At 43.9% G+C, this 19451-nt stretch carries 21 protein-coding genes, 1 pseudogene and 1 riboswitch; of the genes and pseudogenes, 9 read left to right on the forward strand and 13 right to left on the reverse strand.

Annotated elements, in window-relative coordinates; translation table 11 throughout:
- Position 1 precedes the first annotated feature (1 nt).
- From cyoC to A3712_RS13060, 6 genes are read left to right on the forward strand one after another with little or no spacing between them, the layout of a single operon-like run.
- Positions 2-646 (forward strand): cytochrome o ubiquinol oxidase subunit III, encoded by a 645-nt coding sequence (gene cyoC / locus A3712_RS13035; RefSeq protein ID WP_063523803.1) that lies wholly within the window; start codon positions 2-4, stop codon positions 644-646.
- Entirely contained in the window at positions 646-984 is a 339-nt protein-coding gene (gene cyoD / locus A3712_RS13040; protein WP_005532427.1) for a cytochrome o ubiquinol oxidase subunit IV, read from the forward strand. The genes cyoC and cyoD overlap by 1 nt, the downstream gene beginning before the upstream one ends.
- A 12-nt stretch (positions 985-996) precedes the next feature.
- Entirely contained in the window at positions 997-1914 is a 918-nt protein-coding gene (gene cyoE, locus A3712_RS13045; RefSeq protein ID WP_063523804.1) for a heme o synthase, read from the forward strand.
- On the forward strand, positions 1914-2534 hold the full coding sequence (locus A3712_RS13050) for an SCO family protein (protein WP_063523805.1): 621 nt from the start codon (positions 1914-1916) through the stop codon (positions 2532-2534). The genes cyoE (A3712_RS13045) and A3712_RS13050 overlap by 1 nt, the downstream gene beginning before the upstream one ends.
- A gap of 16 nt (positions 2535-2550) precedes the next feature.
- Entirely contained in the window at positions 2551-3063 is a 513-nt protein-coding gene (locus A3712_RS13055; protein WP_063523806.1) for a copper chaperone PCu(A)C, read from the forward strand.
- A gap of 14 nt (positions 3064-3077) precedes the next feature.
- Positions 3078-3575: a hypothetical protein gene (locus A3712_RS13060; RefSeq protein ID WP_063523807.1), complete on the forward strand. Its 498-nt coding sequence runs from the start codon at positions 3078-3080 to the stop codon at positions 3573-3575.
- A 533-nt stretch (positions 3576-4108) separates the two neighbouring features.
- Here A3712_RS13060 and A3712_RS13065 read toward each other — a convergent pair.
- The 3 genes and pseudogenes from A3712_RS13065 to A3712_RS13075 form a co-directional block, all read right to left on the reverse strand.
- On the reverse strand, positions 4109-4336 hold the full coding sequence (locus A3712_RS13065; protein WP_063523808.1) for a DUF3820 family protein: 228 nt from the start codon (positions 4334-4336) through the stop codon (positions 4109-4111).
- 12 nt (positions 4337-4348) lie between these two features.
- Positions 4349-4819: pseudogene (locus tag A3712_RS13070) on the reverse strand (hypothetical protein).
- 114 nt (positions 4820-4933) lie between these two features.
- Entirely contained in the window at positions 4934-5287 is a 354-nt protein-coding gene (locus A3712_RS13075; protein ID WP_063523810.1) for a transcriptional regulator, read from the reverse strand.
- Positions 5288-5609: 322 nt separating this feature from the next.
- A riboswitch (cyclic di-GMP riboswitch) is annotated at positions 5610-5699 on the forward strand.
- Positions 5700-5771: 72 nt separating this feature from the next.
- Here A3712_RS13075 and gbpA point away from each other — a divergent pair.
- Positions 5772-7238, forward strand: a complete 1467-nt coding sequence (gbpA, locus tag A3712_RS13080; protein WP_063523811.1) for an N-acetylglucosamine-binding protein GbpA — start codon at positions 5772-5774, stop codon at positions 7236-7238.
- Between the two features lie 111 nt (positions 7239-7349).
- Here gbpA and cyoE (A3712_RS13085) read toward each other — a convergent pair whose 3' ends face one another.
- The 4 genes from cyoE (A3712_RS13085) to A3712_RS13100 all read right to left on the reverse strand — a co-directional run bounded on the left by cyoE (A3712_RS13085) (position 7350) and on the right by A3712_RS13100 (position 10972).
- The gene (gene cyoE, locus A3712_RS13085; RefSeq protein WP_063523812.1) at positions 7350-8288 is read right to left on the reverse strand and encodes a heme o synthase; all 939 of its coding nucleotides are present in this window, start codon (positions 8286-8288) and stop codon (positions 7350-7352) included.
- Positions 8278-9333 (reverse strand): COX15/CtaA family protein, encoded by a 1056-nt coding sequence (locus A3712_RS13090; RefSeq protein ID WP_063523813.1) that lies wholly within the window; start codon positions 9331-9333, stop codon positions 8278-8280. The genes cyoE (A3712_RS13085) and A3712_RS13090 overlap by 11 nt, the downstream gene beginning before the upstream one ends.
- Positions 9334-9407: 74 nt before the next feature.
- Positions 9408-10013 carry a hypothetical protein gene (locus A3712_RS13095; RefSeq protein ID WP_063523814.1) on the reverse strand — a complete coding sequence of 202 codons (606 nt, stop codon included), beginning with the start codon at positions 10011-10013 and terminating at the stop codon, positions 9408-9410.
- 59 nt (positions 10014-10072) lie between these two features.
- The gene (locus A3712_RS13100) at positions 10073-10972 is read right to left on the reverse strand and encodes an SURF1 family protein (RefSeq protein WP_231891806.1); all 900 of its coding nucleotides are present in this window, start codon (positions 10970-10972) and stop codon (positions 10073-10075) included.
- Between A3712_RS13100 and A3712_RS13105 the strand changes: the two genes are divergently transcribed.
- The gene (locus A3712_RS13105; protein WP_063523816.1) at positions 10884-11114 is read left to right on the forward strand and encodes a DUF2909 domain-containing protein; all 231 of its coding nucleotides are present in this window, start codon (positions 10884-10886) and stop codon (positions 11112-11114) included. The two genes, A3712_RS13100 and A3712_RS13105, sit on opposite strands and share 89 nt — an antisense overlap.
- Positions 11115-11136: 22 nt before the next feature.
- On the opposite strand, the gene A3712_RS13110 is transcribed toward A3712_RS13105, so the two are convergent.
- Genes A3712_RS13110 through coxB form a run of 4 tightly spaced genes read right to left on the reverse strand, consistent with a single transcriptional unit; the run spans position 11137 to position 15531 of the window.
- Positions 11137-12021 (reverse strand): cytochrome c oxidase subunit 3, encoded by an 885-nt coding sequence (locus A3712_RS13110; RefSeq protein WP_063523817.1) that lies wholly within the window; start codon positions 12019-12021, stop codon positions 11137-11139.
- A gap of 29 nt (positions 12022-12050) precedes the next feature.
- Complete coding sequence (locus A3712_RS13115) at positions 12051-12659, reverse strand: cytochrome c oxidase assembly protein (RefSeq protein ID WP_063523818.1); 609 nt, start codon at positions 12657-12659, stop codon at positions 12051-12053.
- 11 nt (positions 12660-12670) lie between these two features.
- Complete coding sequence (gene ctaD / locus A3712_RS13120) at positions 12671-14332, reverse strand: cytochrome c oxidase subunit I (protein WP_063523819.1); 1662 nt, start codon at positions 14330-14332, stop codon at positions 12671-12673.
- Positions 14329-15531: a cytochrome c oxidase subunit II gene (coxB, locus tag A3712_RS13125; protein WP_063523820.1), complete on the reverse strand. Its 1203-nt coding sequence runs from the start codon at positions 15529-15531 to the stop codon at positions 14329-14331. Before coxB ends, ctaD begins: the two co-directional genes overlap by 4 nt.
- Before the next feature lie 450 nt (positions 15532-15981).
- Between coxB and A3712_RS13130 the strand changes: the two genes are divergently transcribed.
- Positions 15982-17688, forward strand: a complete 1707-nt coding sequence (locus A3712_RS13130; RefSeq protein WP_063523821.1) for a phospho-sugar mutase — start codon at positions 15982-15984, stop codon at positions 17686-17688.
- A 105-nt stretch (positions 17689-17793) separates the two neighbouring features.
- On the opposite strand, the gene A3712_RS13135 is transcribed toward A3712_RS13130, so the two are convergent.
- Both A3712_RS13135 and A3712_RS13140 read right to left on the reverse strand, forming a co-directional pair.
- Positions 17794-18426 carry a LysE family translocator gene (locus A3712_RS13135; RefSeq protein ID WP_063523885.1) on the reverse strand — a complete coding sequence of 211 codons (633 nt, stop codon included), beginning with the start codon at positions 18424-18426 and terminating at the stop codon, positions 17794-17796.
- Between the two features lie 150 nt (positions 18427-18576).
- A complete protein-coding gene (locus tag A3712_RS13140; protein ID WP_063523822.1) occupies positions 18577-19209 on the reverse strand; it encodes a fumarylacetoacetate hydrolase family protein in 633 nt (210 codons plus the stop codon).
- Between the last annotated feature and the right edge of the window lie 242 nt (positions 19210-19451).

The following is a 19451-nucleotide window of genomic DNA, read 5'->3' on the forward strand; positions in this document are numbered from 1 at the left end:
TATGACTACAGAAGTTAAACATACATTTGAACCAAACGTCGCTGCTCAGTCACATGGAGGTCATGATCACGATGATCATGACCATCACGATTACGCAGGCGATACGATCTTTGGTTTCTGGATTTATATCCTTAGTGACTGTTTATTATTTGGCACGCTTTTCGCGGTGTTTGCTGTTTTCTCAAGCAGCTTTGCTGGGCAAATTGAGCCAACGGAACTGTTCAACTTAACCTTTGTTGCTGGTGAAACTGCCCTACTGCTTCTTAGTAGTTTCACTTTTGGCATGGCGATGCTAAAGGCGAATAAAGAAGACATGAAAGGCATGCTTAAATGGCTAAGCATTACCTTTGCACTCGGCCTGTCTTTCTTAGTAATGGAGCTTTATGAGTTCTGGCATTTCAGTAATGAAGGTGCCACTTTCCACAGTAGTGCATACTGGTCATCTTTCTATGCACTTGTTGCAACGCACGGTCTTCATGTATTTGCTGGTCTAATTTGGATGATTGTTCTATTCGTGCACTTTAAGCGCGATGGTTTTTCTGAAGACAATAAAACTCGTCTAGCTTGTCTGAGCTTATTTTGGCATTTCCTAGATGTTATCTGGATCTGTGTATTCAGCGTTGTTTATTTGATGGGAGTATTATAATGGCTAATTCATCTGAACACGGTCAAGGTGGACAGGCTCACGGTAGCGTAAAAGAGTATGTGAATGGTTTAATCCTATCCATAATTCTTACTGTCGTGCCTTTTGCTATGGTGATGGCCGGGATCGGCTCTAAGCCGCTGATCATTGGTGTAATCATGGTTTTTGCAGTAGCACAAATCTTTGTTCAACTTGTTTTCTTTTTACATATGAACACTTCATCAAAGCAGATGTGGAATACCTCTTCTGCCGTTTTTGTCGTGGTGATTGTTGCAATAATCCTCATCGGTTCATTGTGGATTATGGAACACTTAAATCACAATATGCTGATGGGCTATTAATAGGGTTTCAGGATGTATAGGCCTTATTTAAAAATTACCAAACCCGGTATTATCGGCGGCAACTTAATTGCCGCCATCGGTGGTGTACTTCTCGCTTCTCAAGGCAATATCGATTGGCTATTACTGCTTGCTGTTTGTATGGGTACTAGCCTTATCGTTGCGTCTGGCTGTGTTTTCAACAATGTGATCGATAAAGATATCGATCGCTTGATGAAACGCACTTGTGAAAGAGAGCTCGTTAAAAATGTGATACCTGTGTCTCACGCGCTTATTTGGGCTACGGTATTAGGTTTGTCTGGCTTTTATATGTTAAGCCAATTTACAACTACGGTTGCGTTGCAATTTGGTGTTCTCGGATTCGTTGTCTATGTCGGTTTATATAGCCTTTATTACAAGCGTAAATCCGTTTACGGCACATTGATAGGTGGACTTTCAGGGGCCTGTCCTCCGGTTATCGGTTATTGCGCAGTAACAGGCCACTTTGATGCAGGCGCTGCAATATTATTCATTACTTTCTGTATCTGGCAGCTTCCGCATTCCTATGCCATTGCCATTTACCGATTTGATGACTACAAAGCTGCATCCATTCCAGTTCTACCTGTAGAGGTAGGAATAGCACGTGCTCGTTTACACATCATTGCTTACATTATTGCGTTTGCTGTTGCAGCCCTAGCACTTAACTATCTCGGTTATGCGGGAAGCTGGTATGCGTTGGGAGTTGGTTTAGTCAGTCTTCACTGGCTATATATTGCCAAAGTAGGCTACCAAAAAGTGCCAGATGCGCAATGGGGCAAGCAGATGTTGCTGTGTTCAATCGCTAACATCATGGTGTTTTGTTTGCTTATTTCTCTCGACTTTTCAGAGGGAGAACTATCAGAAAATATTCAAGCTCACAACACCATAGTTTTTAATCTTCTCGGGCAAATTTAATGACGAAAAACCCTGTAAAAATTGTGCTCCTTCTTGGAGCACTTGCCATCGCTGGTATATTCGCACTTTACATAAACAACAGCACAGTTCCGATCGGAGAAAAACAAAAAACGCTCAAAGATCTTGGCGGGGAGTTTCAATTGAATAGCCTTGATGGCACCGTCAGTCTTAACCAATTTAAAGGGCAAACTGTCGTTCTCTATTTTGGATTCCTAAACTGTGCTGAAGTCTGTCCCTCTTCAATGGGCGTGATGTCGGCTGCTTTTTCTATGTTGCCACCTGAAGAATATGCAAACGTACAAGGTATCTTTATCAGCGTCGATCCTGGTCGTGATGACCTTGATTCTCTTGATAAATTTGCAAAGTACTTTGATAAACGCATTGAAGGGCTAACAGGAACTAAAAAGGAAATAGATGCCTTGACACAACAGTATGGTGTTTATTTTGATTTAGTTGACATGGAGTCTTCTGAACTTAGCTACACCGTAGACCACGCATCTCTTTTCTATATTATTAACCCAGAAGGGAAGTTGGTTGATGCAATGAGCCACACAACAACACCTGTGGAGCTAGCTGCAGGTATTGATCGAGCTCGAAGCAGAGCCCTTGCTAATAACTAAAACTATAGGGACAATTATGAAAAAGACCGTATTATCAGCCGCATTGGCACTGGCTACATTCCAAGCTTCTGCTCATGACCATAGTACACACGACCATATTACTCATGATACTGCAATGGCTGATTCTCAAACATATCATGAAGTACAAACTATTAATGACGTACTTACGATTGAAAATGCCCGTGCTAAAGCAACAATACCAGGGGTAAAAGTCAGCGCAGGTTATATGACGATAACCAACGATGCCAATAAGCCTATTCGTCTTGTAGAGGTGAAATCATCTATAGCAAAACACACTGAGATCCATCGTATGTTTATGCGTGATAGTAAGATGGCAATGCGTAAAGTTGATGCACTAGAGATACCTGCAAAAGGTTCTGTTGAGCTAAGGCCAAACGAGTACCACCTAATGTTTATGGGTGTAACAGAGACTTTAAAGCCTGGCCAAGAAATCCAAACGACTTTAGTTGACGACACTGGTAGAAGTTTTGACGTGCAAGTTACGGTTATGCCTATGACTGAGTATTGATTCGGAGGATAAATATGAAGTTATTTGCCGGTGTGGTAGGTTCGCTGCTATCTTTATCATGCTTGTTTAATATCGCTCAAGCAAAAACATCAATGGACAGTTTTTTTGAGAGCCAGGCTATCCCCTGCTCTTCTGAGCTTCAGGAGTTGGCAACAACCGCCTTGAAAAAAAATCCTCATAGAATGCTACCCTACGCTAGTAAGTCTGATAATATTCATCTTTTCAATGCGCTGGCTGTCACCATTTATCGGGACCGTCAAAGTCATGTGACCTTTCATGGTGTCAAAAATATCGAAGGTGGATGTGATACCTCCGTCACTGAAAGCTACATTTTGCAAACCTCATGTGCTGACGCTCGACATGAAGCCTTTAGCAAATGGGACTTCGAAGGGAAATTAAACGAGCATACCTACGTGCTTAAGAGCAAAAAGATTACCGGGAAACAAGCGTTTCTTACTGAGCAATTATCAAATTTTTGCTTAGTAACAACACGACAACTCATTAGCAACTAACCATACTCACATTCAATATCAATGCTCTGTTTCTTGATTATTAAAGCACAGGGCATTTTTTCTAAATACTATTAAAAAGCATCATTGACATAAAAGCCTATCATCAGGTCTGATATTTATACCTTTAATATGAGATCGTATTTTAGACGAGAGCAAGATAATACGTTTCTTCTAACTCGTCATAGTTCACCTCATTAGCGATTGTATTCACTTAACCATATTTTTCAAACCGCTGCTTAGGAGCTGTTCCATTGGGGTATTAAAGGTTTATCGGCTCAATCGATCGAGAGAAAAAAGGCAAGAATTGAGGCCGAGGGTATTTCCCCTGAATCTAGAAGTGAGAGCAAACGCCTTAAATGCCCGTCATTATGCCTGCCGTGATAACCGCTCAACCCTTAATCCATAAAGTTTCGTCATGAATGAGAAGTCCATACTTATGAGGCATTTCTTCTAGAACGCTTCTTTGGTAATGGGTTTCAAACCCTCACCTTTCAGTTATTTTGGTGGAGCTAACACGAACGTAGTTATAGATCTTAGGGCTTCTTATCATACTTAAGTGGTTTTACTATAGAATCTAAGCCTTCAATCTTGAGGGCGAGACTTAGCTGCATCAAATCCCCCAACTCCCCCGAAGGGAATTGTTTTTTATTGGCAAACCACAACAAATATTCTTCGGGTAAATCTATCAACTTACGACCCGCATACTTTCCAAATGGCATCTGCATTCGAGCCAACTTAATCAGGTTCTCTTTCTCTAACATTGTTCTGTCTTTCTATGCGTCATCCATGTTCTGTAGAGTATCACCTAAACGCTCAACCCAATAGTTGATTACATATTTGGCGTCGTCAAGCGAATCAAACATAGTCGAAAAGTCCTTATTGACGGCTTAACGATCACTGCGAATAAGGATGCACCATCTTGAGCATCACTCGCCAACGATCATTTTGTGAGGCGATATTTTCTCCTCTAAACGACTCAACATATGGTCGGTAAGCTCCTGAATCTCATCTTGATCTAACGAACCTTCTTCGGCGAGCACAAAAATTTGGTCAATGACGACAGAATCATAATAATTCAACTTGTTCTTCATGCGATTGGCGTCACGAAGCCCTAATCTTGCCCAAACGAGGTCAACTTCCCCTTCAGGGCCAGGCTGAAAACCTTCACAAGTGGTGAATTTGGTAGAAGTCTTGGTTGGGCCGCCTGCACAACCAATCAAGAAGATGCTGGTTGCGACAAGCACAGTCGTGTTAGAGGGTTCATAGCGCGCTTAGATTAGGAGAAAAACCCAAGTATTACATACCATACATGAGAAATTTGAAAAAAAAGGGGCTATAACTCAGAGCAAACTCTAACATTAGCTGTGTTGAACAGTGTGAGCATACTCTACGATCACTTGATTTCCTTCGATATAGGCATTTTGGATCTCTCCATCAACGCTCATTCTGCTTTTCAAATAGACCACCTTGGGACCAGAGTCATTTCCTTCTTTAAGTGACGGGAATACGTTTCTCGGTTCCAAATGAAGTAGACGACAAAAATGACTCACAAATGACATAGTTAGCGGTGACTCCCCTCGCAACACATTTGAGAAATCAAGCTGACTCATTCCAAGCTTCTTTGAAAACTCCATCTGCGTGATTCGCATGCGTGATTTTTGTGACATCCACGTTTGGTACAACGCTTCTCTATCTTGTTCAGTGAATTCCATACTGACTCCTTTATATAATTCATACCAATTAATTGTCCAGTTTTTCATACATAGCGTGTCAGGGTTCGGTTAGTGGAAGCCAAAGGTTTGGTTTTGATATGCGCTCAATTGTTATCCCAAACAAAAATCAAAAGACAAAACCATTCACAAAAACAATTAGAGCAAATACTTTCTTAATATATTTCAATAGCTTATGGGTAAATAAAGAATTCATTTAGCAAGTTAATTTGTGACAAGAATTAAAAGTTCGAGATTAGCATTCCACATTTAAATCTATTCATTCGCATTTATAAAACGCGTTGACTACATTTCGCTTGCTTAAACGCACTTCTGGCAAACTATTTGAAAGAATAGGACGCAAAGCCACCGGTCTGTCGACAATTACTCTGTCTATGATAGCGGAGCTGCCACTTAATGGGATTTAAGTGCAAATGCGTGCCGGAGTGTTCTCTTTTTTGTCGGCCAAATACAGTAAGGACAAATAATGAAACAACTCCCAAAAAAATCACTCATCGCTCTGTCGCTACTAAGCGTTAGCGGTGCAAGCTTCGGCCACGGTTATGTTTCGGCATACAATAATGGCGTCGCTGAAAGCCGTGTAGCGCTGTGTAAGTTTCCTGCGAGCGATACACAAGAGAAGAACACCAACTGTGGTGGTATCCAATACGAACCGCAAAGTGTCGAGGGCCCTGAAGGCTTCCCAGAAATTGGCCCTGCGGATGGAAAAATCGCTAGTGCGCAATCTTCTTTAGCCGCTGCGCTAGACGAGCAAACGGCTGACCGTTGGGTTAAACGCCCAATACAATCTGGATCTCAATACTTTGAGTGGACATTCACAGCAAACCACGTGACTCACGATTGGAAATATTACATTACAAAACCAAACTGGAATCCAAACCAGCCTTTGGCTCGTAGTTCTTTTGATCTAACGCCATTCTGTGTAGTCGAAGGCAATATGGAACAGCCACCAATGCAAGTAAGCCACTTGTGTAATGTCCCTGAGCGTGAAGGCTACCAAGTGATTCTAGCTGTTTGGGATGTGGGTGATACTGCAATGGCTTTCTACAACGTTATTGATGTGAAATTCGATGGCGATGGCCCGATCATTCCTGATTGGGACCAAGGCGGTCAAATCAACCCAACTCGCGACCTAAACATCGGTGATGCCGTTTACACTCGTGTCTTTGACCAATCTGGTGAGAATGCTTCATACAGCACAGAACTAGTTATTGAAAATAACGAGCAAGGTAAAGCGAATAACTGGTCTTATGCATTGGCATCAAAGATCAACCAAGAGCAGACGCAAATCAAAGCGGGTCAATTTAACGACCAGGGTGATTTCGCTCCTGTATACGGCTCAAACCCGGTTTACTTAAAAGCAGGTTCAGGCTTTAAGAGCGTAGAGATCGGCTACAAGATTGATACTCCAGAGCCAGAGCATGAAGTTGAAATAACAGGTTTAGAGTCAGAGTACATTATCAACGAGAATCAACCGACTCAACTTGATCTTACTCTAGCGGCAACGGGCGACGTTCAAGCAGAGCTCACGGTATACAACCACCATCGTGAAGCACTGGCGTCTCAGAAATCTGAACTTAAAGACGGACAAGTTGAAGATGTTCAGTTGACTCTGTCTAAATCTGAAGCTGGCCACCACATGCTTGTGGTTGTAACTAAGGATGACCAAGGCAACTTAGTTGACCAAAACACGCTTGATTTCCACCTTATGGACGAGCAAACACCGCCACCAGCAGGCGATTACGATTTCGTATTCCCTGAAAGCATTAAATCTTACACTGAAGGTACAAAAGTACTGAGCAGCGACGGTAGCGTTTATCAATGTAAAGAGTTCCCATACTCTGGTTACTGTATTCAGTGGGCACCAACGGCAACTCAATACGAACCTGGTGTAGGCTCACACTGGCAAGATGCTTGGTACAAAGTCGACTAATTGATCGCTCTGTACTTACTTTCACATGAGTGAAACTAAGCAATCAGCCAAACAAAAACGGATGCCAAGCGCATCCGTTTTCTCGTTCTGTATTCATCTACAAATCTGATCTTAAAGTAGGTAATGGTCTGCCAGCAAAGCAACAAACAAAATCATGAGATGGTAAATTGAGAACTTGAATGTCTTCATCGCCATGTTAGGCTCATCGCGATACTTCAATACCCAGGCATGATAAACAAACCCACCGTTGAGCACCAAAGACGCGCTCAGGTATATCCAACTACTCATTCCAACTAATACCGGCAGCACACATACAATGCTTAGCAGTAGTGTATACAGCAGAATTGAAGTCTTGGTGTACGCTATCCCATGCGTCACAGGCAACATCGGAATATCCACCTTGGCATACTCGTCACGACGATGAATCGCAAGTGCCCAAAAGTGAGGCGGTGTCCAGATGAAGATGATCATCACCAGCAGCCAGGCATTAGAATGTAGCTCGTTCGTCACAGCTGTCCAGCCCAATAAAGGTGGCATTGCCCCTGCGATCCCTGCAATCACAATGTTCTGTGGCGTTGCTCGTTTTAAATACATGGTGTAGATAACCGCATAACCTAATAGGCTCGCAAAAGTTAACCAAGCCGTAAGCGGGTTAACTAACAAGGCTAAAGTCACAAAGCCCAGTAAGCCGATACCGGCTGCAAAGGCGAATACTCGTACGCTGCTGAGCTCACCCGATGGTAAAGGACGACGGTTAGTGCGAGACATTTGCCCATCGATCTTCTTGTCGATCAAATGATTAAATGCAGCGGCTGAACCCGCCATCAACCCTATCCCTATCATGCCAAATAATGCTTGCTGTACTGGCAATCCGTTAGGCACAGCTAAACACATGCCTACTAATGCCGTTAACAACATCAAAGCAACCACTTTCGGCTTGGTCAGTGTTAAATAGACCTTCCAAGCTGCTTTGTTTTGAGTAGCAACTTCATTACTTGAAGCGGTATCTTGCACCACTATTTGATGCTGTGTTGAAGTTCTACTGACCATGATTACCTCCTTGTAATACACTGTTCTTTACCAAGCTCTCACTTGGTTTTCGTTGCCACACTACAAAGTTTGTCACAACCAAACTGACAAGCAGCATCGCCGCAACTAAGTTATGCAGCACGGCCACTGAAATCGGTAGATGGAACCACACGTTACTGATCCCTAGACTGACTTGCACGGCTAATACCAATGCCACGATGACACCCAGTTTTTGGTGCGCTGTTTGACCAAACTTCCACAACTGGTACACGACCATTAGCACCGTTATCGTTGCCACAATAGCACCAAACCTATGCATGACATGTATGGTGAGCCTTGCAGGATACTCGAGTACACCAAACTCATAGTTATCATGCCCATGCTGCGCAAAGTCGAACGCATTGTTGAAATCTAGGTAGCTCGTCCAATTCCCTTCACAGATAGGCAGTTGAGTACATACCAGTGCGGCATAATTTGAAGACGTCCAACCTCCTAGTAAAATCTGTCCAATTACAATTACCAAGCCAAAAAGTGCAGCAAACTTGATAGTGGCCGAGTGTGTCCTTTCACCGAAACTAGTCTGGAAATTAGAGAGGCGACAATAGAGTAAGCAGAGCATAGACAAAAGAGTGAAACCTCCCATCAAATGCGCCATCACCACAACTGGCATCAGCTTGAGGGTTACCGTCCACATCCCTAACAAAGCTTGAAAAATCACCGTTGCCGCAATAAGTAACGGTAGCCCAGCAGAGGTGATGTTCTTCTTAATACACCAAGCGACCACAGCAAAGATAAGAAGCCCTAAGGAACCTGCACAGTAGCGATGTATCATCTCTATCCAAGCTTTGTTAGCCTCAAGAACACGTTCAGGGAATTGGAGATTGGCTTGGTTCACTGCTTGTGAATCAGACGGTACTGTGAGCTTTCCATAACACCCAGGCCAATCAGGGCAACCAAGCCCAGCATCCGATAATCGGGTGTAAGCACCGAGCACAATCACTGTCAGCGTCAGTAAGATAGTCACTCGCATCACACGCATGAGTAAATCAGGGGCTTTGCTCTGCATCATTTATCTCCCTATACTTATTCCCTTTCGCTGCCAGAGTTCAGTCACAACAGTCAAACCGATTTGCTTATCAGCTACCCAACACGCGACAGTTTAAGAAGCTTTCTTAAATCATGAATCATGCCTTTGGACTGCCCGACTAACTGCGACGGTTCTGAGACACTTTTGTATTCCATAACGAGTTGACCAAGGGGATCAATTATAACAATCGACGCTGGCGCGAATTTGGTGCTCAACTGCTCCCCACCAGACAAAAATGACAAATCAGGTTTGTTAAACGCTCCTGGTAATGTATTTCCCTCAGAGACAAACACCACAGCGGTTACTCGTTCTTTATTCCTACCCAGCGCTAAATAGCTTTGATTCAAGTAGTGAAGTTGTTGTTCACATAAGCTATCGCAGTCCGTTGGCGCAATATAACCCACCAACCATTCTTCTTCATTCGGAGCCGTCAGCCCAAAGTCTTGTAGAGTCACTCTTGGCTCAACTAACTCCCCCGTATTTGTTACACCAGATGTGTACCAATTTTGCTCCAGTACAGTTTTAGCGATAATGGCAGGTAAGGCGAAGACCAAAATCAATCCGATGAGTACAAGTCGACCACGTGAGCGGCGCTGTTTAAACGCAACAAAACTGGCATCGGTACTTTCCTTTTTAGTTTGTGTTTGAAGCTTATCCATTTTAATTCCCTGTATTAGTCGCTGCCTATCGCTAACCGTGTTTATGTCGTTGCAAGCATTTACTTCTTATTTATGTGCCTATGTTTCTTCAAATATCTAAAACCAATCAACAACATCAGCGAAAGCAATACCGCAGCCATCACAAACCATTGAAATGAGTAACCAAAGTGCTTCTCAGACTTCATCGCCGTCGGGCGCCATAACATTTCATAAGGCAACGAATCTAAGCTCTGAGGTTGAAAAATGAACGGCAACACCTCTTGTCCTGTGTATTGTGATAGCGCTTCTATGTTGATGTTTTGGATCCTTTTCGGCGTTATGTTTTCTAGACCAAGTTCCTGACTTAACGGATTTACCGAACGGGTATACAAGCGACCAGACATCTCGGTTGGTAGCTTTATTTTTCCTATTTCTGGTAGCTCTCTTCTGTCACTACTTGCTGCAACGAATCCAAGATCGATCAAAAGCTGTTTTCTTCCATCTTGAGTTTGAACCTCGCCCAGCATGTAAATCACATACCCCACCGTTCCTTGATTGATTTGATTGTCCAGCAAGAGAATTAAACCACTCGATTTCACTAACTCAACGTCAGCTTTCAAGCCATTTAAGGTCGAAGGAGACAACGGCTGCTGAGTTCCAACGCTTGCCTCTCTCCATTCATTGAGTACTGCATCTAGTGGTTTAGAAGGTTGCATTGCTCTCTGCGATAGCTGCTGCTCATAACGCAGCTTCTCGTTACCTCTGTCTAATTGCCATAAACCCAACTTGATTAAAATGCCGACTGAAACCAAAGTTAAAGCAACCGCAAACCAAAAACCTTTACTGCGGAACTTTCGCTCATCATGATTCAAACGGTTTGGAGTTATCACTATGGCGTCACCTACCTTTATCCTGTTATTCAAAGTTGTGTTGGTTGCACTGCTGTTTTTCATCGCATTCAATTTAATGAAAGGGCTCATCCAAATTGCTTCGAGCAAACACAATGGCAAAAAGCTAAGTCACTTTTTGGGTCGTCGAGTCATGTGGTCAGCCATTGTTGTGCTACTGTTATTGCTTGCTTTAGAGTCAGGAGTAATAGCTCCTAACCCTCGTCCTTATTAAGTTCTTGAGACTTATCACTTAACTAAAGCACGTAAACAAACACAAATAATCCTAACCAAACCACATCAACAAAGTGCCAATACCAGCTGCCAGCTTGGAATGCAAAATGGTCTTTGGGTGTAAAATGATCTTTGGCAACCCTAGCCAACAGTACGATTAAAAAGATCGTCCCTAAGCAGACATGTAAACCATGGAAACCCGTCAATAAGAAGAAGGTGTTGCCATAGATTCCCGATTGCAGGGTCAAACCCATATCTTGGTAAGCATGGATATACTCTTCAACTTGGAAAAATAGGAAGAACCCAGCCAGAACGATAGTGATCTCTAACCAAACGATTAACACCATACGCTTGTTTTGTTCGAGACTTAGATGCGCCATATGTAGCGTGATGGAAGAGAGTAATAGGATAATGGTGTTCTTAAGAGGGATACCTTGCCACGGCATCGCTTGTGTTGTTACACCATCCGGTGTCGTTGTCAGCGGCCACATCGATTGGAACATTGGCCATAACACTTCGTGAGTCATTGCATTGTTGCCCGCCCCGCCAATCCATGGGACAGCAATCATACGAGCGTAGAACAGTGCGCCAAAAAAAGCACCAAAGAACATGATTTCAGAAAAGATGAACCAACTCATGCCTTGTCTGAAAGAGCGGGATATTTGCTCAGAATAGAGGCCGCTCAAGGATTCCGTTATCACATTGCTAAACCAACCCGCCAGCATGTACAACAACATCGCAAACCCAACAAACAGCACAGCCTTACCGAATACACCACCAGCACCATCAGTGTCCATGTTTTGCACGGTTAACCCAGCCCCAACGGCAACAAGAAACAGAGCAACGGCACCGACTAATGGCCAATGGCTTTGATGTGGAACGAAATAGACTTCCTTTTTAGAACTCATCGCTCAACTCCTTATGTTGATTCTGATTCCTAGTTACTCGCGATTGCATTAGGCTCGGCACTGCTTGATTCCCTGACCACCTCACTCGTAATGTTAAATAGCGTATAAGAGAGCGTCAGTGTATGAATCGATTCTGGAATATCTGGCTCTATATAAAATATCAAACCCATTTCAGCGCTTTTGTGCCCTTCTAACGGCTGCTGGTTAAAGCAGAAACATTCCACCTTATTGAAGTAAGTCGCCCCCATCCCCGGGGATACTGAAGGCACAGCTTGTCCTACTAGAGAGTTTCCTGATAAATTTTTGGCTATATAGCTCGTTTGGATCACCTCTCCGGGGTGAACCTCTAACACACGCTCTTCAGGGACGAACTGCCAGGGCATACCAGGTTTGATGTGCGACATAAACTCCACACGTACGGTACGAGAATAATCCGGCTGCATCCCACGAGGCTGAACCACTGACACCGTATTGGTTTTGCCATTAATACCCAAAGCCTCGCACATCACATCGTAAAGCGGCACCAAAGCAAAACCGAAACCAAACATCGCCACAACACTCAATACCAAGTACCCCGTCAGCTTCTTGGTTGACCGCTTTGGTTGGTTTTTATCTAGATCGCTTTGCTTATCACTCATAACTCATCCCTCTAATCGATTTTAGGTGGATGAGTAAAGGTATGATGAGGTGCAGGGCTTGGTAACGTCCATTCTAACCCTTCAGCACGTTCCCATGGCTTGCTTGATGCTGGCTCACCACCTCTTACACACTTAATAACCAACCACAAGAAGATCAATTGAGACAAACCAAAGGCAAAGCCCCCTATCGATACCACTTGGTTAACGTCAGCGAACTGGATAGCGTAGTCTGGAATACGACGTGGCATCCCCGCTAAACCTAGGAAGTGCATAGGGAAGAAAAGAACATTCACTGAGATTACTGACGTCCAGAAATGCCATAGACTGAGCTTGTGGTCGTACATATGTCCTGTCCACTTAGGTAACCAATAATAGGCGGCGGCCATTATCGAGAACACGGCACCAGTCACCAGAACATAGTGGAAGTGAGCCACTACAAAATAGGTGTCGTGGTATTGGAAATCTGCAGGAACAATAGCCAGCATCAATCCAGATAAACCGCCTATCGTAAACAAAACAATAAACGCAATGGTGAACAGCATTGGGGTTTCGAAGGTCAATGCGCCTCGCCACATGGTTGCGACCCAGTTAAAGACTTTCACCCCAGTTGGCACCGCAATCAACATGGTGCAGTACATGAAGAACAGCTCAGCAAAGACGGGCATTCCCGTGGTGAACATGTGGTGTGCCCAAACTAGGAAAGACAAGATTGCGATACTACAGGTCGCATACACCATTGAGTGATAACCAAACAAACGCTTACCACTAAATGCTGGGATGATTGCTGAAACAATACCAAAGGATGGCAAGATCATGATGTACACTTCAGGGTGACCAAAGAACCAAAATATATGCTGGAACATGACTGGGTCACCGCCACCAGCCGCATCGAAGAAGCTCGTCCCAAAGTATTTGTCTGTCAACACCATGGTCACTGCCCCCGCGAGAACGGGCATGACGGCTATCAGCAAGAAAGCTGTGATTAACCAAGTCCAAACAAACATTGGCAATTTAAACCAAGTCATACCTGGAGCTCTCATGTTTACGATAGTCACGATGACATTGATCGCCCCCATGATCGAACTGATACCCATGATGTGAACAGAGAATACAAACAACGCCGTGCTATCTGGGCCATACGTCGTTGAGAGCGGCGCATAGAATGTCCAACCAAAACTCGGACCGCCCCCTTCAGTAAACAAAGATCCAATCAAGATTAGGAAGGCGAAAGGTAGGATCCAGAAACTGAGGTTGTTCATTCGAGGTAACGCCATATCTGGCGCACCGATCATCATAGGGATCATCCAGTTGGCCAGCCCTGTGAATGCAGGCATTACCGCGCCAAATACCATTATCAAACCATGAACTGTAGTCATCTGGTTGAAGAAATCAGGCTCAACAAGCTGCAGACCCGGTTGGAATAGCTCCGCACGGATCACCATCGCCATCGCACCGCCAGTTAGGAACATAGCGAAACTGAACCACAGATATAGCGTACCTATGTCTTTATGATTGGTTGAATACAACCAACGCGCCCACCCTTTTGGGTCAGCATGGGAATCATGATCATCCATAGGTAAGTCATGGCTGTCTAGGATACCGTCTAAAGTATGACTTAGAGCCTGACCTTCTGCAGGCGCCGATTTCACCGGCTTTTCGATTGGTGAACTCATAGCTGCTCCTTAGCATCACTTTGTGCTTCATCCGCAGAGCCTTCCGCTCCACCCGATTGTTTTACCTTATAGGCATTAACATCTGAAGCTTGAACCACATCGCCAGTATCGTTCCCCCAAGCATTTCGTTGGTAGGTTACGACTGCAGCAATCTCTCTTTCTGTTAACTGATTATCGAAGGCTTGCATTGCCGAGCCTCCTCGACCATAAACAATAGTGTCGATATGAACATCCACATCTCCAAGAGCAACTGGGCTGCCTTTGATCGCAGGAAACGCTCCAGGGATCCCTTCGCCGTTAGCTTGGTGGCAAACTGCACATCGAGTTTTGTATACCTCTTCACCTATGGTGTTCAACTCTTCCAACGAAAGTGACGCGTCTAATGCATCTTGAGCCGCTTGTTGTGCGGCAATCGTTAGCTCTTTCTGTTCTGCTAACCATACATCAAACTCATCTTCTGCCATGGCATGCACTACTATCGGCATGAAGCCATGAGCACGACCACAGAGCTCTGCACACTGTCCTCGGTAAACGCCTGGTTCATCAATTTTGGTCCACGCTTCGTTAATAAATCCCGGAATGGTGTCTTTCTTAACAGCAAAAGCCGGTACCCACCAAGAGTGAATCACATCGTCAGAGGTCATTAAGAACCGTACTTTCCGGTCTATGGGCAGCACAAGTGGTTTATCAACCTCCAGCAAATAGTGCACCCCTTTTACTTCAATACCTTCAATTTCTTTGTCGCTGGTCGCGAGCAAACTGAAGAACTCAACATCTTCACCGAAATAGCTGTAGTGCCATTTCCATTGTGAACCCGTGATCTTAACGGTAAGTTCGGATTGGGAAGTGTCTTCCATCGCTATCAAGGTTTTAGTAGCGGGAATCGCCATAGCGATGAGAATAATGATTGGGATAATGGTCCAGAGGATCTCGACTTTGGTACTTTCATGAAAATGAGCAGCCACAACGCCCTTCGACTTTCGGTGCCTTAGAATCGAATAAAACATCACCCCGAAAACCACAAAGGCGATTGCACAGCAGATGTAGAAGATCAGCATGTGGAGCTCGTAGACTTGTCCGCTTATCTCTGTTACACCTTGGGTCATGTTGTATTCACTGTTCGCATTCGCCGAGAACGATGCCAGTAGCACAACAAAACTATTCAACAGCCACCCTAGCCTAACCAGTAATCTTTTCAAAAGATCTCTCCTTATCCTTCCTAATTGGATATATTCGACCAAAACGTCGTAGCGAACCGAACAACATTCATTGCTATACCGGCTTCGCATGAAAAGGCTGAATCTCAATCTACTACTCGCATCGGCACAGCCCTTGAGGACTGAACACTCCAGTCTTAATTATCGACTTATACGTCTCAAAAAGTCCTTAGGTTTTAACGAAAGATTCAAAAACGGCGAAACTATTCAATTTTGTTATATTTATGTAAAAGGCTAGTTAGTGATATCTAATTGTTCAAGGTAAGTTTACTTACAAAATAGTCAATTATTTAGAATGGCTTAGCCGACATGTCTTTGCCGTTGGAGTTTATTTAAATCGAGTTTTACGATTGCCTTCATGGAAATGATAATCAATATTACTTAGATTAATCCCAACAGTAAGTTATACCGACATTAAAAGGTTCAGTAATTATGCAAGATGCTATGAATTGGTTAGCGAGAGACCCAGATCCAAGAACTCGTGAAGAGCTACAACACCTCATCGACGAGGGAATGCATGACGAATTAGAAGACCGCTTTACGCAGCGATTAGAATTTGGAACAGCGGGTCTTCGAGGCAAAGTAGGATGTGGCCCAAACAGAATGAACCGCTTAGTCATTCAAGAAACCGCAACTGGGCTCGGTCACTATCTAATTGAACATGTGCACAACGCGACCATGAGAGGTGTCGTTGTAGGCTATGATGGCCGATTAGATTCAAAGCAATTCGCTATTGATACCGCTTCGGTACTAACGGCTTTAGGCATCAAGGTTTATCTAACATCGAATGTTGCCGCGACCCCTATCGTTGCTTTTGGTATCGAGCATTTCAACGCAGCTGCTGCCGTTGTGGTAACTGCTAGCCACAACCCACCGGAATATAATGGCTTCAAGGTATACTGGGAAAATGGCGCACAAATTATACCGCCTCATGATGCTGGTATTGCCGCTGAAATTAACTCCGCAGCGACTAAGCCCATCCCTTTGATGAGTCTCAGTGATGCGGAAACACAAGGCAAGTTAGTGTGGCTCACCGAGGGTTACTATCAAACCTATCGCGCGGCGATCAACCAAAGCCCATTTGTAAAGAACGACATTGAATCGGCTAATACCATTATCGCTTACACAGCAATGCATGGCGTCGGCGCACAAATGGCAGAAGATCTTCTCCATGATTCGGGTTTCCACAAGGTATTTAGCGTTGCAGAGCAAAGAGAGCCTGATGGCCACTTCCCAACTGTGAACTTCCCTAACCCAGAAGAAAAAGGGGCAATGGACCTTGTGGTTAAACTAGCAAAAAGCGTCGATGCGGATATTGCTTGTGCTAATGACCCTGATGCGGACCGATTTGCGGTTGCAGTAAGAACAAACGATGACTCATACAAAATGTTAACGGGTGACCAAGTAGGCGTGCTATTTGCACATTACTTACTGTCAAAGCCGCACTCTAACAACCAATTGGTCGGCAACAGTATCGTATCGTCTACCCTGCTTGAGAAAGTCGCTAACTCTCACGGTGCTACCTACTTCCAAACTCTGACCGGGTTTAAATGGTTAGCTAACATTGGCATGCAGTTGGAAGATGAACAAAACGAATTCCTATTCGCCTATGAAGAGGCGCTAGGCTATACGATTGGTACTCAAGTCCGCGATAAAGACGGTTTGTCAGCCATTGTCGTTTTTGCACAATTGGTCGAAGAGTTAAAATCTCAAGGTCGGACAGTCTGGGATCTTCTGGCTCAGATTTCCTTTGAACATGGTGTTCATACCAATGCACAACGCAGCATCGCACTGGACCCTGATTCACCTTCAATTGGCTCTAAACTTCGCGCAGCACAACCAAAAACAATCAATGGCACAGCGATATCTGTGATTGAAGATCTTCAGTCTTCACTACGCTTTGTTACATGTGGTGTAACAGAAGCAATAAACCTCCCTGCGAGTGACGTACTCATCTATCATCTCGAAGATGGTTCTCGCATTATCGTCCGCCCTTCGGGCACAGAGCCAAAGGTTAAGGTTTATTACGAGACCGTAACAAAGTTTGAGAAGACAGAAACCTATGACGATACTCGTCAGCGAGGCGAAGAATATATGGATAAACTCATCGAACAGCACCAGAAAGAACTGAACTCTTAGCGGATAAGCGCATTCAAAATGAATCAGCTAAAACAAAAAATGGACGCACTAAGCGTCCATTTTTCTTTAAACATTTGATTACAATTAATAGGGCTTGGTTGGTGCTTATGAAGTGAAGAAAGAAGACAGCATCCAAACCGCTAACACAACAAATACGCCACCCATCACTTTCTGTTGATAGGTACGAAACTTAGCATTCTCTACCAGTGACTTACCGATATTTCCTACTAACGCCACAAGTAAGAAGTTGAACATTAAGCCTAGAACGTTCAGCAATAAGCCGAGCACCAACATCTGCTCGCCCGATGTCGCCTCAATATTTGTCGACACGAACTGAGGCAAAAACATCACAAAGAATACCAAGGCTTTAGGATTAAGCAGGTTACTGATCAACGCTCTTTGGTAGTAAGCCTTTGCAGCGAAATTATCAGTCAGTTCAGGCGCATTTCCCTGCTCTGTTCGTAAACAGTCCCACCCCATTTTTAGCAAGTATGTGCCACCTAATAAGTGCAGAGCGTTCAAAGCAACGGGGCTCATTGCGATTAATGCAGATACGCCCATAGCCGCTAAAACAGTAAGAATGATCCCTGAAGTCGCGTTACCTAAGCTCGCAAAGACACCAACCTTGCGACCATAACTCATACTTGAGCTAGCAATCAGCAACATATCAGGGCCAGGTAAAAGAAGAAGAGCGACGACAGCAGTCAAGTACACAGGCAGAATGGTTAAATCGATCATGGGGTTTAGCATTGATAAAAATGGATGCGGATTTTATATCAATTACCAATACCCTTCCAGATGCAATCAGTTGTACCGTGGCAAAAATATAGAATTAAAAACCAACATCATAAAATTTGCCAAAATTATTAACTAAACCGATAACAATAATTAACTCGCGACCCACTCTATCTCTATCAATGTTGTCTCACCACACTTAAGGCGACCTAGGAAAATATCACCTTGGTGCACTTCTCCTACACCTTTAGGGGTGCCCGTCATAACTACATCGCCATCTAGCAAAGTCGTGTAAGAAGAGAGCTCTTCGAGGATTGTTTGTGGGGAATATAGCATCTGCTCAACGTGTCCTTTCTGAACACGAACACAGTTAATAAACAGCTCTAGATTTAAGTCTGCGAGATCCAAGTTTGTTATTGGAACAAAGCGGCTAAGAACGGCAGAACCATCAAATGCTTTAGCGCGCTCCCAAGGCAAGCCTTTCGCTTTCAAGCTGATTTGCAGCTCGCGCTTAGTCAGATCTAACCCTAGACCTACTGCTGAATATTGACCGTTTTCAACGATGAAACAAATTTCTGCTTCATAGTGCAGGGCTTCCTGATGAAAAGAAGAGAGGGAAGAAGTTACGCTAGTACAGGGTTTATTGAACACCACCATAACGTCTGGAATCGCGTTGTTAAGTTCTTCAATATGATCGACATAGTTACGCCCAACACACAGTACTTTCGTCGGTGTCGCTGTTCGTTTCGAATTCATTAACTTTTCCTGATCTACAACACTGCTCATAGTTTATCCCTGAACTATTTTGGAATGCAGAGTTTACCTCATCCCAAAGATAGAATCTTCGACAAGCTGGCGACTGATCTCTAAATTCTGATCTTTAGCTCAATTCGCTCATTGGGAAATTTTCATAAGGAAATCGGGGCATTCTGAGGTGGTCATCCAAAACGAAAAAAGCCCTCTCCAACCAAAAGGTTTGAGAGGGCTTAGCATGGTGTCTAGGACAGTATCCTAAAAGGTAAACCTAA

This window comes from Vibrio sp. HI00D65 (assembly GCF_001635455.1).
In the GTDB taxonomy this organism is placed as follows: domain Bacteria; phylum Pseudomonadota; class Gammaproteobacteria; order Enterobacterales; family Vibrionaceae; genus Vibrio.

Bases quoted from the DNA above. Each gene is read 5' to 3' on its own strand.
- cyoC (WP_063523803.1), top strand. From the start codon at position 2: ATGACTACAGAAGTTAAACATACATTTGAACCAAACGTCGCTGCTCAG.
- cyoD (WP_005532427.1), top strand. From the start codon at position 646: ATGGCTAATTCATCTGAACACGGTCAAGGTGGACAGGCTCACGGTAGC.
- cyoE (WP_063523804.1), top strand. From the start codon at position 997: ATGTATAGGCCTTATTTAAAAATTACCAAACCCGGTATTATCGGCGGC.
- A3712_RS13050 (WP_063523805.1), top strand. From the start codon at position 1,914: ATGACGAAAAACCCTGTAAAAATTGTGCTCCTTCTTGGAGCACTTGCC.
- A3712_RS13055 (WP_063523806.1), top strand. From the start codon at position 2,551: ATGAAAAAGACCGTATTATCAGCCGCATTGGCACTGGCTACATTCCAA.
- A3712_RS13060 (WP_063523807.1), top strand. From the start codon at position 3,078: ATGAAGTTATTTGCCGGTGTGGTAGGTTCGCTGCTATCTTTATCATGC.
- A3712_RS13065 (WP_063523808.1), bottom strand. From the start codon at position 4,336: ATGTTAGAGAAAGAGAACCTGATTAAGTTGGCTCGAATGCAGATGCCA.
- A3712_RS13075 (WP_063523810.1), bottom strand. From the start codon at position 5,287: ATGGAATTCACTGAACAAGATAGAGAAGCGTTGTACCAAACGTGGATG.
- gbpA (WP_063523811.1), top strand. From the start codon at position 5,772: ATGAAACAACTCCCAAAAAAATCACTCATCGCTCTGTCGCTACTAAGC.
- cyoE (WP_063523812.1), bottom strand. From the start codon at position 8,288: ATGGTCAGTAGAACTTCAACACAGCATCAAATAGTGGTGCAAGATACC.
- A3712_RS13090 (WP_063523813.1), bottom strand. From the start codon at position 9,333: ATGCAGAGCAAAGCCCCTGATTTACTCATGCGTGTGATGCGAGTGACT.
- A3712_RS13095 (WP_063523814.1), bottom strand. From the start codon at position 10,013: ATGGATAAGCTTCAAACACAAACTAAAAAGGAAAGTACCGATGCCAGT.
- A3712_RS13105 (WP_063523816.1), top strand. From the start codon at position 10,884: ATGGCGTCACCTACCTTTATCCTGTTATTCAAAGTTGTGTTGGTTGCA.
- A3712_RS13100 (WP_231891806.1), bottom strand. From the start codon at position 10,972: ATGAGCCCTTTCATTAAATTGAATGCGATGAAAAACAGCAGTGCAACC.
- A3712_RS13110 (WP_063523817.1), bottom strand. From the start codon at position 12,021: ATGAGTTCTAAAAAGGAAGTCTATTTCGTTCCACATCAAAGCCATTGG.
- A3712_RS13115 (WP_063523818.1), bottom strand. From the start codon at position 12,659: ATGAGTGATAAGCAAAGCGATCTAGATAAAAACCAACCAAAGCGGTCA.
- ctaD (WP_063523819.1), bottom strand. From the start codon at position 14,332: ATGAGTTCACCAATCGAAAAGCCGGTGAAATCGGCGCCTGCAGAAGGT.
- A3712_RS13130 (WP_063523821.1), top strand. From the start codon at position 15,982: ATGCAAGATGCTATGAATTGGTTAGCGAGAGACCCAGATCCAAGAACT.
- A3712_RS13135 (WP_063523885.1), bottom strand. From the start codon at position 18,426: ATGATCGATTTAACCATTCTGCCTGTGTACTTGACTGCTGTCGTCGCT.
- A3712_RS13140 (WP_063523822.1), bottom strand. From the start codon at position 19,209: ATGAGCAGTGTTGTAGATCAGGAAAAGTTAATGAATTCGAAACGAACA.